At 40.0% G+C, this 12,784-nt stretch carries 11 protein-coding genes and 1 tRNA gene; 3 read left to right on the top strand and 9 right to left on the bottom strand.

The annotated features are described in order from the left end of the window. Positions 1–16: 16 nt before the first annotated feature. Positions 17–1,492: a ketol-acid reductoisomerase gene (gene ilvC, locus ABN256_RS17370; protein ID WP_196554218.1), complete on the bottom strand. Its 1,476-nt coding sequence runs from the start codon at positions 1,490–1,492 to the stop codon at positions 17–19. A 169-nt stretch (positions 1,493–1,661) separates the two neighbouring features. Here ilvC and ilvY point away from each other — a divergent pair, with 169 nt between their 5' ends. Next, positions 1,662–2,549 (top strand): HTH-type transcriptional activator IlvY, encoded by an 888-nt coding sequence (ilvY, locus tag ABN256_RS17365; protein WP_072070861.1) that lies wholly within the window; start codon positions 1,662–1,664, stop codon positions 2,547–2,549. Here ilvY and ilvA read toward each other — a convergent pair. From ilvA to ilvL, 6 genes are all read right to left on the bottom strand, one after another. Further along, positions 2,535–4,109, bottom strand: coding sequence for a threonine ammonia-lyase, biosynthetic (gene ilvA / locus ABN256_RS17360; RefSeq protein WP_072070862.1), 1,575 nt, complete (start codon positions 4,107–4,109; stop codon positions 2,535–2,537). The genes ilvY and ilvA overlap by 15 nt on opposite strands. A 3-nt stretch (positions 4,110–4,112) precedes the next feature. Beyond that, the gene (ilvD, locus tag ABN256_RS17355; protein WP_196554216.1) at positions 4,113–5,963 is read right to left on the bottom strand and encodes a dihydroxy-acid dehydratase; all 1,851 of its coding nucleotides are present in this window, start codon (positions 5,961–5,963) and stop codon (positions 4,113–4,115) included. 72 nt (positions 5,964–6,035) lie between these two features. Continuing rightward, the gene (gene ilvE / locus ABN256_RS17350; protein ID WP_023583659.1) at positions 6,036–6,962 is read right to left on the bottom strand and encodes a branched-chain-amino-acid transaminase; all 927 of its coding nucleotides are present in this window, start codon (positions 6,960–6,962) and stop codon (positions 6,036–6,038) included. 10 nt (positions 6,963–6,972) lie between these two features. Beyond that, positions 6,973–7,248: an acetolactate synthase 2 small subunit gene (ilvM, locus tag ABN256_RS17345; RefSeq protein ID WP_023583660.1), complete on the bottom strand. Its 276-nt coding sequence runs from the start codon at positions 7,246–7,248 to the stop codon at positions 6,973–6,975. After that, positions 7,245–8,894: an acetolactate synthase 2 catalytic subunit gene (gene ilvG, locus ABN256_RS17340; RefSeq protein WP_197269672.1), complete on the bottom strand. Its 1,650-nt coding sequence runs from the start codon at positions 8,892–8,894 to the stop codon at positions 7,245–7,247. Before ilvG ends, ilvM begins: the two co-directional genes overlap by 4 nt. Positions 8,895–9,024: 130 nt before the next feature. Then, a complete protein-coding gene (gene ilvL / locus ABN256_RS17335) occupies positions 9,025–9,126 on the bottom strand; it encodes an ilv operon leader peptide (protein ID WP_071788577.1) in 102 nt (33 codons plus the stop codon). A 442-nt stretch (positions 9,127–9,568) separates the two neighbouring features. Between ilvL and ABN256_RS17330 the strand changes: the two genes are divergently transcribed. Beyond that, positions 9,569–11,101 carry a YifB family Mg chelatase-like AAA ATPase gene (locus tag ABN256_RS17330; protein ID WP_340894672.1) on the top strand — a complete coding sequence of 511 codons (1,533 nt, stop codon included), beginning with the start codon at positions 9,569–9,571 and terminating at the stop codon, positions 11,099–11,101. A 46-nt stretch (positions 11,102–11,147) separates the two neighbouring features. Here ABN256_RS17330 and ABN256_RS17325 read toward each other — a convergent pair whose 3' ends face one another. Further along, positions 11,148–11,486, bottom strand: a complete 339-nt coding sequence (locus ABN256_RS17325) for a MaoP family protein (protein WP_072070866.1) — start codon at positions 11,484–11,486, stop codon at positions 11,148–11,150. A gap of 115 nt (positions 11,487–11,601) precedes the next feature. Here ABN256_RS17325 and hdfR point away from each other — a divergent pair, with 115 nt between their 5' ends. Further along, a complete protein-coding gene (gene hdfR, locus ABN256_RS17320; protein ID WP_349439834.1) occupies positions 11,602–12,405 on the top strand; it encodes an HTH-type transcriptional regulator HdfR in 804 nt (267 codons plus the stop codon). A gap of 221 nt (positions 12,406–12,626) precedes the next feature. Here hdfR and ABN256_RS17315 read toward each other — a convergent pair. Further along, positions 12,627–12,702 (bottom strand) — tRNA-Trp (locus ABN256_RS17315). Positions 12,703–12,784 lie beyond the last annotated feature (82 nt).

Raw genomic sequence — 12,784 nt, 5'->3', positions numbered from 1 at the left:
ACGAAAAATCAGAAAATTAGTTGGCGACGGCAATCTTCTTCATATCCGTCATATACCCGCGCAACGTTTTACCTACGGCTTCAATTGGGTGCTGACGAATTGCTTCATTGATATCACGTAATTGTGCGTTATCTGTTCCATTATCTTGAACTTTTTTCGCTAAATCACCAGATTGCAATGTTGTCATAAACTCTTTCAGCATAGGAACAACAGCGAATGAGAACAGATAGTTACCGTATTCTGCGGTATCAGAGATAACCACGTTCATTTCATATAAACGCTTACGAGCAATGGTATTTGCGATTAATGGCAACTCATGCAGTGATTCATAATATGCTGATTCAGCAAAGATACCCGCTTCAATCATCGTATCAAAGGCTAATTCAACACCAGCTTTAACCATTGCAACCATTAATACTCCGTGATCAAAGTACTCTTGCTCGCTGATTTTCCCCTCATATTCAGGGTAATTTTCGAAGGCACTCGCTCCGGTCTCTTCACGCCATGTCAGCAAGTTTTTATCATCATTTGCCCAGTCAGCCATCATTGTCTCAGAGAATTTCCCTGAAATGATGTCATCCATATGTTTAGCAAACAGCGGAGCCATGATCTCTTTCAATTGTTCTGATAATGCATAGGCACGCATTTTTGCTGGATTAGATAATCTGTCCATCATCAAGGTGATACCACCTTGCTTCAAGGCTTCCGTAATGGTTTCCCAACCAAACTGAATTAGCTTACCTGCATAACCTGGCTCTACGCCATCAGCAACCATTTTGTCGTAACATAACAGTGAGCCTGCTTGTAACATACCGCACAGAATTGTTTGCTCACCCATTAAATCTGATTTTACTTCAGCAACAAAAGAAGACTCTAAAACGCCGGCACGATGTCCACCAGTTGCCGCGGCCCATGCTTTAGCAATAGCCATACCTTCACCTTTTGCATCGTTCTCTGGGTGAACAGCAATCAATGTTGGAACACCAAAGCCACGCTTATATTCTTCACGAACTTCGGTACCTGGACATTTCGGTGCAACCATAACAACGGTAATGTCATCACGAATTTTTTCGCCCACTTCAACGATATTAAAACCATGAGAATAGCCTAATGCTGCACCTGATTTCATCAGTGGTTGAACCGCTTGAACAACCGCTGAGTGTTGTTTGTCTGGCGTTAAGTTAACGACTAAATCTGCTTGTGGGATCAGTGCTTCATAGGTTCCAACTTCAAAACCATTTTCAGTCGCACGACGCCATGATGCACGTTTTTCATTAATTGCTTCTTGGCGTAATGCATAGGCGATATTCAAGCCAGAATCACGCATATTTAAACCTTGGTTAAGGCCTTGAGCGCCACAACCAACGATAACGACTTTTTTGCCTTTCAGGTAATTTGCTTCATCAGCAAATTCTTCACGTGACATAAAGCGACATTTACCTAATTGCGACAACTGCTGACGCAGATTTAATGTATTAAAATAATTTGCCATAGAAGACTCCAAAATCGTTGTGTATGTGTTTGCTATTATTATCCTCACTCTCTGTGAGGTGTTGCATGACTTTACTATAGGGGATGAAAGCCGTTGCTTAAATTGATATATTTACAAGATAGTGTTGCAAAAAATGCAACGTTCTTTTTTATCACATGAGTGCCTGACAATGGATATTCGTGATCTCAAGCTCTTTGTACATTTAGCGGAAAGCTGTCATTTCACCAAGACTGCACAAGCAATGCACGTCAGCCCTTCTACACTATCTCGTCAAATTCAACGCCTTGAGGAAAGCTTAGGCCATCCACTATTTTTACGTGACAACCGACAAGTCACCCTTACTGATGCTGGTGAACAATTAAAGCGCTATGCCCAACAAACCTTATTGCAATATAAGCAACTTAAACACACGCTAAATCAAAATAGCCCCAGCCTTTCTGGTGAGTTACGCCTATTCTGTTCTGTGACTGCCGCTTACAGTCATTTACCTCCTATTCTTGATCGTTTTCGAGCTGAAAACCCATTAGTCGAAATAAAACTCACGACAGGTGATGCGGCTGATGCGGTCGATAAAGTGCAATCTGATGAAGCGGATTTAGGTATCGCGGGTAAACCAGACAAACTTCCTGAAAATATCTGTTTTGAAAAAATAGGTGAAATACCATTAGTGCTGATTGCACCAGCACTACCTTGCAATGTTCGCCATCTTGCAACTCAAGAGAAACCAGATTGGCTCAATATTCCGTTTATCATTCCTGAACATGGCCCATCAAGACAACGGATCGCACTATGGTTTAAGCGTCATCGTATCCATAATCCCTCAATTTATGCGACGGTTTCGGGACATGAAGCGATTGTTTCAATGGTTGCATTAGGTTGTGGTATTGCACTTATCCCTCAGGTTGTCGTTGATAACTGTCCTGAACCTGTACGTAATCGCATCTCTTCACTTGATAATATTTCAATGGTAGAACCTTTTGAATTGGGCGTTTGCACATTACACAAACGCCTTCAAGAACCTGTTATCAGTGCTTTTTGGCGACTACTCCACGACTAAACTTGCTGGTTGCGGTGACAAGAATAATTGAAAAGAAGGGTTTCCTGTTTCATCATGATACTCATAACCCAAGTCATCTAAATGTCGCTCAAAACGCCCTTCCGTTTCAGGGAGTTCAAATGCCACCAGCACACGTCCATAATCCGTACCATGGCTACGATAATGAAATAAGGTAATATTCCAATAAGTCCCTAATGTTTTTAGAAACTTCATTAAAGCGCCCGGAGATTCTGGAAATTCAAAGCTAAACAGGCGCTCTTTAAGTGGTTTATTCGGACGCCCACCAACCATATAACGCACATGCAATTTTGCCATTTCATCATCAGATAAATCAGCAACTTGATAACCCGCTACCGTGAGTTCACGTAAAATTTCTTTGCGTTCTTGTAACCCTTGGCTTAACCGTACACCGACAAAAATACGTGCATTTTCGGGATCAGCATCGCTATAACGATAATTAAACTCAGTAACAACCCGTTGACCTAAGATTTGACAAAAACGTAAGAAACTTCCTTTCTGTTCAGGAATAGTCACCGCCAATAGCGCTTCACGTTTTTCACCGAGCTCACAGCGTTCAGAAACATAGCGTAAACCATGAAAATTCACATTTGCACCAGAAAGAACATGCGCAAGACGCTCACCTTTGATTTGGTGTTCTTCTACGTATTTTTTGAGCCCAGCTAATGCCAATGCACCTGAAGGTTCTGCAATCGCACGTACATCTTCAAATAAATCTTTTACTGCGGCACAAATTGCATCGCTATCCACAGTGATAACATCATCAACATATTTTTGGCATAAACGGAACGTTTCATCACCAATACGTTTAACCGCAACACCTTCAGCAAATAATCCAACTCTTGCTAATTCAACGGGATGCCCTACTTCTAAAGCAGCTTTTAAGCATGCAGCTTCTTCCGCTTCAACACCTATTACCTTAATCTCTGGCATAAGCTGTTTGATTAATACGGCGACACCTGCAATTAAGCCACCGCCACCAACAGGCACAAAAATTCGATCAAGATGAACATCTTGTTGTAAAAGCTCCATCGCCAATGTCGCTTGCCCAGCAATTACAGCAGGATGATCAAAAGGCGGCACAAAGGTGTATCCCATCTCTTCTGATAGCGCGATAGCTTTTGCTTTTGCTTCATCAAAATTAGCCCCATAAAGCAAAGCTTCTCCACCAAATTGGCGAACAGCATCAACTTTGATATCTGCTGTTGCCACTGGCATCACAATGAGAGCTTTTACTCCCATTCGATTGGCTGACAATGCAACACCTTGCGCGTGGTTCCCCGCTGACGCCGTCACGACACCTTTTTCTTTTTGCTCAGGAGTCAGTCCCGCTATCATGGTATAAGCACCACGTAATTTAAAGCTATGAACTGGTTGTCTGTCTTCTCGCTTAACTAAAATAATATTTTCTAAACGTTCAGAGATTTTTGTCATCTCTTGAAGCGGGGTTACTATTGCGGCTTCATAAACGGGTGCGCTCAGCGCCGCTTTTAAATATTCAGCGCTACTTGGCGCTGAATTTAAAGGTCTAAAGGCAGCCATTTTTTAGCCCCCTAATTTAGATTTATCACGCACCGCGCCTTTATCGGCACTAGTGGCTAAAGAGGCGTAAGCACGTAAGGCAAATGAAACTTGGCGCTGTCTATTTTGTGGTGTCCATGCTTTATCACCACGGGCATTTTGTGCATCACGACGAGCTGATAACGTTTTATCATCTACCTTTAATGAGATTTCTCGGGTTGGAATATTGATAGAGACAATATCACCTTCTTCCACTAAACCAATTACTCCACCATTTGCCGCTTCAGGTGAAACATGCCCGATAGATAAACCAGATGTGCCACCAGAGAAACGTCCATCAGTGATAAGTGCACAAGCTTTCCCTAATCCCATTGATTTTAAATAAGAGGTTGGGTACAACATCTCTTGCATTCCTGGGCCACCTTTAGGGCCTTCATAGCGAATAATTACCACATCGCCAGCAACTACTTTTCCACCTAAAATGGCCTCTACCGCATCATCTTGGCTTTCATATACTTTTGCGGGGCCACTAAAGACCAAGTTATCTTCATCAACACCCGCTGTTTTAACGATACAACCATCTTCCGCTAAATTACCAGATAACACCGCCAATCCACCATCTTGGCTATAAGCATGTTCTTTACTACGGATACATCCGTTTTCACGATCAGTATCTAAGGTTGGCCAACGACAATTTTGAGAAAATGCTTTCGTTGTACGAATACCTGCAGGGCCTGCTTGGAACATTGATTTTACTTGTTCATCTTGTGTTAACATTACATCATATTGTGCTAACGTTTCTGGCAAGCTTAATCCTAAGATATTACCCACATTGCGGTTGAGTAATCCGGCTCTGTCCAATTCACCTAAAATACCCATAACTCCACCTGCACGGTGAACATCTTCCATATGATATTTTTGTGTACTTGGAGCTACTTTGCATAAATGAGGTACTTGGCGAGAAAGCCTGTCGATATCTTCCATAGTGAAATCAACTTCACCTTCTTGAGCTGCTGCTAATAAATGCAGAACCGTATTTGTCGAGCCGCCCATTGCGATATCTAAGATCATTGCATTTTCGAAGGCTTCTTTTTTGGCAATATTGCGTGGTAATGCAGATTCATCATCTTTTTCATAATAGCGTTTGGTTAATTCAACAATACGCTTACCCGCATTAATAAATAGTGTTTCACGATCAGCATGTGTTGCAAGTAATGAGCCATTTCCCGGTTGAGATAATCCCAGAGCTTCAGTTAAACAGTTCATGGAATTTGCAGTAAACATACCCGAACACGATCCACACGTTGGGCAAGCTGATCGTTCAATTTGTTCACTATCAGCATCACTGACATTTGGGTTTGCGCCTTGGATCATGGCATCAACCAGATCTAATTTGATCAGTTGGTCTGAAAGCTTCGTTTTTCCCGCTTCCATAGGGCCACCAGAAACAAAAATAACCGGAATATTTAAACGTAAAGACGCCATTAACATCCCTGGGGTGATCTTGTCGCAGTTTGAGATACACACCATTGCATCAGCACAGTGCGCATTAACCATATATTCAACAGAGTCTGCGATAAGTTCACGGGATGGCAAAGAGTAAAGCATGCCACCGTGTCCCATTGCGATACCATCATCAACCGCAATGGTATTAAATTCTTTAGCGACACCACCAGCGGCTTCAATTTGCTCAGCAACGAGTTTTCCTAAATCCCGCAGATGCACATGACCCGGTACAAATTGCGTAAATGAGTTCACAACTGCGATAATGGGTTTACCAAAATCAGCATCAGTCATTCCTGTTGCACGCCATAAGGCACGGGCTCCAGCCATATTACGACCGTGTGTTGTTGTTGCTGAACGGTATTTAGGCATTTTTCACACTCCTGCGATAAAGAAAGCGAGTAGGGAACGATCTACCCGCTAAACAAATTTATTTGATTATGTTTATGAATTGATTGGATCTAACCAGCCGTATTTATCTTCTGTTTCACCCGTAAACAGACCAAAGAAGGCTTTTTGAATTGCTTTGGTCACAGGACCACAACGTCCGATACCTACTTGAATACCATCAACGCTACGTACTGGTGTTATCTCTGCCGCTGTGCCTGACATAAAGACTTCGTCTGCAAGATAAAGTGATTCACGAGAAAGCACTTGCTCTCGTACTTCATAACCCAGATCTTTTGCCAGTTTAATAATGGCATCACGAGTTATCCCCGGCAGAGCCGACGAAGTAAATGGAGGTGTAAAAATAACACCATCTTTTACTTCAAATAAGTTTTCACCTGCACCTTCTGATAAATAGCCATGAACATCTAATGCTATTCCTTCTTGATAGCCATGACGACGCGCTTCACTTCCCACTAATAATGATGATAAATAGTTCCCACCAGCTTTTGCTGCGGTTGGAATAGTATTTGGTGCCGCGCGGTGCCAAGAGGAAACCATCGCATCGATACCTTTATCTAAAGCCTCTTCACCAAGATAGGCTCCCCAAGGGAATGCAGCGATAATCACATCCGTTTTATAACCTGCTGGCGGATTAACTCCCATACCGACATCGCCAATAAAAACTAATGGACGAATATAAGCACTGACTAATTTGTTTTTACGTAAGGTTTCACGACATGCTTCCATTAACTCATCAACGCTTTGCTCAACAGGCATACGATAGATTTTGGCTGAGTCATGTAAACGTTGCATATGCTCACGATGGCGAAATACCACAGGACCTTTATGAGAATTGTAACAACGCACACCTTCAAATACAGAAGTTCCATAATGTAATGCGTGAGACATAACGTGCACTTTTGCCTCAGCCCATGGAACCATTTCACCGTTAAACCAAATATAATCAGCTTGCTTTGTCATTCTTTTATCCTTACATGGCACTGAGTGCATTCATGAATCGTAATTTCTCTTTCTGTTGATGTGATACTTGAATACCTGCAACATCAGCTAATTTTGTTAACTGGCTGCATAAAAGTTCTAATGGTCGCTGGCTGCTTACAGTCAGGCTTAAATTGATATTATTACTTTCCGTGATATTCATGTTCATTGAGCATATATGAAAACCACGATGGCGGATAACTCTCAGGATACGTTCTAAGATCTCTGGACAAAAACGGGCTTCAATTGTGATATTGTGTTGGTTCATTTTGATTTCTCCATCATCTCATCATTACTTGCGCCCGGCGGAACTAAAGGCCAGACATTTTCAGCGTCATCGATAGATACCTGTAGTAAATAAGGGCCATCGCTCTCTAATAAACATGTAATAGCATCAGCAACCTGTGCTTTTTCTGTGATACGTTGCCCCGGAATATCAAATGCTTTTGCCAAGGCAACAAAATCTGGATTATCCGTTAAAATTGTTTCGCTATAACGTTGTTCAAAAAATAGTTCTTGCCATTGGCGAACCATACCAAGACGTTGGTTATCTAATAACACCAGTTTGATTGGTAATTGTTTACGTTTGATTGTGCCCAGTTCCTGCACATTCATCATAAAAGAACCATCACCTGAGACGCAGATAACACAAGCATCAGGTCTAGCAATTTGAGCACCAACAGCAGCCGGGATACCAAACCCCATGGTGCCTAAACCACTTGAGGTAATAAAATTTTCAGGTGCATCAAATGCCATATGTTGCGCCGACCACATTTGATGCTGGCCAACATCTGTTGTCACAACAGTATTTTTAGGTTTGGCATCTGATAATTGTTTTAATAACAAAGGGGCATAAATTGCAGAACCCGGATGATCATAACGCCAAGCATGTTCTGTTTTTAATTCTTGTACTTCTTGTTGCCAAGATGCGATAGATAATGACTGAGACAATACAGGCAACAACCTCTTAGCATCCCCCAATAACGCAACATGCGCCTGTTTCAATTTATTTAATTCTGCATGATCGATATCGATATGGATAACCTTGGCATTAGGCGCAAAAGTATTTAATCGCCCCGTGACACGATCATCAAAACGCGCACCAACTGCAATTAATAAATCACTACGCTGAACTGCATAATTTGCCGCTTTAGTGCCATGCATGCCTAACATACCTAAATAATTATCATCTAACGCATCAGCACAGCCCAACCCTTTTAACGTGGAAACAACAGGTATTTCGGTTTGTTTCACAAACTCTCTTAATGCATCCACTGCATTGCTCATGGCAACACCTCCACCTACATACAAAATAGGTTTTTGTGCCTGTGCTAACATCTGTTTAGCTTGTGCTAACTCTTGTGTTGGATAAGGAAATTCTTGTTCCTCAGGTAATTCATAACTTGATAAATGGGAAGCATCAGCTAATTGAACATCTTTCGGGATATCAATTAAAACAGGGCCAGGACGCCCTTGAGAGGCTATAGAAAATGCCTCTGATAATACTCTTGGTAATTCATCCACAGATGAGACTAAAAAACTGTGTTTAGTACATGCCAACGAAAGACCTAAAACATCAATCTCTTGAAATGCATCAGTCCCAATTAAATCAGAGGCAACTTGTCCTGTAATGGCAACAACAGGCACAGAGTCTAACAATGCATCAGCAAGTCCAGTGATAACATTAGTAGCGCCTGGGCCTGATGTCGCAATACAAACACCTGTTGTACCAGTAGAACGGGCGAAACCGATAGCAGCAATGGCAGCACCTTGCTCATGACGACATAAAATATGTTCAATACCGCCATCATAGAGTGCGTCATAAACAGGCATAATCGCACCACCAGGATAACCAAAGACGGTTTCAACTTGCTGTTTTCGTAATGTCTGTACTAACCACTGTGCTCCATTCATCCTCTCACCCTGCCATCTTAACTTCTTGTTTAATTTGAATTTATCTTCTATTGAATCTCTTTTTCAAACTCAGGCTCAAAAAAAACCCCCGCGCCTTTCGGTGCGGGGGTTTTTAAGAGATCCGGCTAGTTTAGTTAGCCTTTCTTCGTCCTAGTGCAGCCCCGCACGGTGGGTTAATAATCACCACCACGCTGACAATAATTAGGCTAATCACTAGGACGATAGTATTCATAGTTTTATGACTTCTTTTCTTATTAAAAATGTATGTTTGTTGTGTTTTCTTTCACTCTGTCCTTTTAGAGTTATCATGATATTTTAGTATTGACAACGTTTATTTTAAAAATAATCTCAACATAATGATTTTTATGAATATTTTTATAAACCAAATACCAACCAGACTATTAACCTTTAAATTATTAATTTATTAGTGATTAATGCTGTTGTTATTACTGGTATTTTGTTTTTTTTATTATTGAATTTTGTTATTTAAACTTAGATGATAAATATATATTTAATTAATTTTATATTACTTTAAATAATTATATTTGAATTTATATTTTTATTATATTTCAATACGTTGTTTTATTTTAGAGATATCTCGCATTTATTTAACACTCCATTTAACACACAAGAAAAAATAAATTAAAAAGATTAAAAATAATGGAGAATAAAAAATGGCATTGGCAATAATATATACTCGAGCTTCTTTAGGTATTTCAGCACCACTTATTACGATTGAAGCACATATTAGTCAAGGATTACCCGGATTAACATTAGTGGGCTTACCTGAGACTGTCGTTAAAGAAGCAAAAGACAGAGTAAGAAGCGCATTAATTAATAGTGGATATATTTATCCAGCAAAAAGAATAACAATTAACCTTTCGCCTGCCGATTTACCTAAAGAAGGGGCGCGTTATGATCTACCTATTGCACTTGCAATATTAATTGCTTCAGAGCAATTAACCTCAAATAAATTAGAACGTTATGAGTTTATTGGAGAGCTTGCACTTTCAGGTAAGCTTCAACGAGTAAACGCTATTATTCCTTCCGTACTTAGCGCTTCAAAAGATCATCGAATATGTATTGTATCAATAGAACATCAAACGGAAGTTTCATTATTACCAAATAGATCTGCTTTATTAGCCTCTCATCTTTTAGAAATTTGTCATCATCTAGAAAATAATACGCCATTAATTGAAGCGGAAGAATTTATTATTAATGACGCAATTGAAAATCAAGATAATAAAGATATGAGCGATATAATTGGTCAGAATAATGCAAAAAGAGCTGCAGAAATTACAGCAGCAGGAAATCACAACATTTTATTTCTTGGCCCGCCTGGAACTGGGAAAACAATGTTAGCACAAAGAATAAGTACGCTTCTCCCTCCTTTAACCCCCAAAGAAGCACTTGATGTCTTGGTCATTAGTAGTTTAAGAGGAATTACATTTAATGAACGAAAATGGCCCTTAAGACCTTTTAGAGCACCGCATCATACTTCATCTGCGGTTGCTTTAACGGGAGGTGGAACACTTCCTAAACCAGGAGAAATTACCTTAGCACATCATGGGATCTTGTTTTTAGATGAATTGCCAGAGTTTGAACGCCGTGTACTGGACGCATTACGTGAGCCACTCGATGCGAGAGAGATTACTATTTCACGAGCCAAAGCCAAAATAAGCTATCCAGCAAATGTTTTACTGATAGGTGCATTAAATCCAAGCCCAACAGGACACTATCAAGGTAATCATAATCGAGCACCAATAAAACAGATATTACGCTATTTAAGCAAGGTTTCTGGGCCTTTTCTAGATAGATTTGATTTATCTGTAGAGATGCCCCTTCTTCCTCAAGGCGCACTGATTCATCCTTCATTTGAGACAGAAAATAGCATGACAATTAGAGCCCGAGTTTTAAAAGCAAGAGAACGGCAATTTTTACGGTGCGGAAAAGTAAATACTTACCTAACAGGGAAAGAAATTGAATGCTATTGCTCATTAAATACCAGTGATGCCACTTTTCTCGAGGATACACTCAATAAATTAGAATTATCTATACGCGCATGGCATAAAATCTTAAGAGTATCGAGAACAATTGCAGATCTTGCTGATGAAGAGAAAATACAGAGAAATCATTTAATTGAAGCATTAAGCTTTCGTGCAATGGATAGATTAATGATCTATTTACAAAAGCAATTAGATGGATAAATAAAAAGGAGCGAAAAAACGCTCCTTTTTACTAAAACTAATGATATTAATCATCAGAGTCGGTATAGTCATCAGATGGATCGAGCTGTGGCTTTCCACCCGATAATGTATGAAAACGTTTTGGACGACTTATACGACTGGTATATTTCTTCCAAATTTTTTCTTCAACCGTTGCTGCTTCTCGTTCGCCACGACACATGGCAACAAATAATTTTTCCGTTTCAGTTGTAGGCTCTCGTTTACCTAAATCAAGTTCATTAAAGGCTTGACCATGACGTTCCAATATCTGGGATTCCTTGATAGTGAAATCGCCATGACGAGAAAAACCACGCGGATAATGTTTATTGTCAAAAAAACGATTAGTCGTGATAAAACTTTCTGCCATCTGACACACTCCTAATTCTCTATCGTCATACTTATGGCGCGGAGTATTAGATAGTCATGCGGTTCTGTAAAACAAAATATTTAAATCGTAACGACAAATTTTTTTGGAGATAGATGTGGATACCGAATTACTGAAAACCTTTTTGGAAGTCAGTAAGACTAGACACTTTGGCCGAGCCGCTGAATCTCTTTATTTAACGCAATCTGCGGTTAGTTTTAGAATACGGCAATTAGAAACACAATTAGGCACAAATCTGTTTACCCGCCACCGCAATAATATCCGCCTCACTGTTGCTGGTGAAAGGCTTATTCCTTATGCTGAATCGTTAATGAATACTTGGCTTTTAGCTAAAAAAGAAATTAGCCATGCATCTCAACATTCTGAGTTATCAATTGGCGCCACAGCATCACTCTGGGAAGCTTACCTAACATCTTGGTTACAGGAATCTTATCTAGAAAGAAAAGAGCTCAGAATCGAATCTAGAGTCTCTACGAGGCAATCTCTTGTAAAACAACTTCATGCAAGAGAACTTGATCTTCTTTTTACAACTGAAGCACCCAAGATGGATGAATTAGAAAGCAAAATTATTGGCGATATTACTTTTCAGTTGATGAAAATAAAATCAGATAAAACAGAAGAAATAGCACAATTTATCAAAATAGAGTGGAGTGCAGATTTTCAGTCCTTTATTCCAAATGGAATAGTGCCAAAAATTGATCCTATTTTAACCACTAATTCAGCAACTATTGCCTATCAATTAATGAAAACAACACATGCGGTTGCTTTTCTTCCCACACATTGGCGTGATCTTTATTCTGATCTTATGCCAGCCTCAACAGATATTGTTCAAAAGCCTTTATTTGCTGTTTGGCTAAATAGCAGTGATCAACAAGCATTAATACAACAACTATTAAAATAGCCTATAAACCAACAATAAAGCTTAGTTTTTTCTATAGTTATCAATAAATATCAATAGTGTCATACTGATATATTGGTATAGGGAAATGTGTTGTCAGCTTGTAGGGTAAAGCATAATAAATGCTCAGGAAGAAAGATTTAGAGAATAATAGATAACAAAAAGCCCAGTTAATTAACTGGGCTACAAAGAAGTATAAATTTTGTTATTACTTAATTGGTAACTGGCAGGGGCGGAGAGGCTCGAACTCCCAACACCCGGTTTTGGAGACCGGTGCTCTACCAATTGAACTACGCCCCTAAATAGTTGGCGGAACGGACGGGACTCGAACCCGCGACCCCCTGCGTGACAGGCAGGTATTCTAACCAACTGAACTACCGCT

This window comes from Proteus sp. fly-1008, assembly GCF_040140305.1.
In the GTDB taxonomy this organism is placed as follows: Bacteria; Pseudomonadota; Gammaproteobacteria; order Enterobacterales; family Enterobacteriaceae; genus Proteus; species Proteus vulgaris_B.
This window is presented reverse-complemented; position numbering and strand designations above follow the sequence as displayed.

Bases quoted from the DNA above. Each gene is read 5' to 3' on its own strand.
- ilvG (WP_197269672.1), bottom strand. From the start codon at position 8,894: ATGAATGGAGCACAGTGGTTAGTACAGACATTACGAAAACAGCAAGTT.
- ABN256_RS17325 (WP_072070866.1), bottom strand. From the start codon at position 11,486: ATGGCAGAAAGTTTTATCACGACTAATCGTTTTTTTGACAATAAACAT.
- ilvE (WP_023583659.1), bottom strand. From the start codon at position 6,962: ATGACAAAGCAAGCTGATTATATTTGGTTTAACGGTGAAATGGTTCCA.
- ilvD (WP_196554216.1), bottom strand. From the start codon at position 5,963: ATGCCTAAATACCGTTCAGCAACAACAACACACGGTCGTAATATGGCT.
- ilvM (WP_023583660.1), bottom strand. From the start codon at position 7,248: ATGAACCAACACAATATCACAATTGAAGCCCGTTTTTGTCCAGAGATC.
- ilvC (WP_196554218.1), bottom strand. From the start codon at position 1,492: ATGGCAAATTATTTTAATACATTAAATCTGCGTCAGCAGTTGTCGCAA.
- ilvY (WP_072070861.1), top strand. From the start codon at position 1,662: ATGGATATTCGTGATCTCAAGCTCTTTGTACATTTAGCGGAAAGCTGT.
- ilvL (WP_071788577.1), bottom strand. From the start codon at position 9,126: ATGAATACTATCGTCCTAGTGATTAGCCTAATTATTGTCAGCGTGGTG.
- ABN256_RS17330 (WP_340894672.1), top strand. From the start codon at position 9,569: ATGGCATTGGCAATAATATATACTCGAGCTTCTTTAGGTATTTCAGCA.
- ilvA (WP_072070862.1), bottom strand. From the start codon at position 4,109: ATGGCTGCCTTTAGACCTTTAAATTCAGCGCCAAGTAGCGCTGAATAT.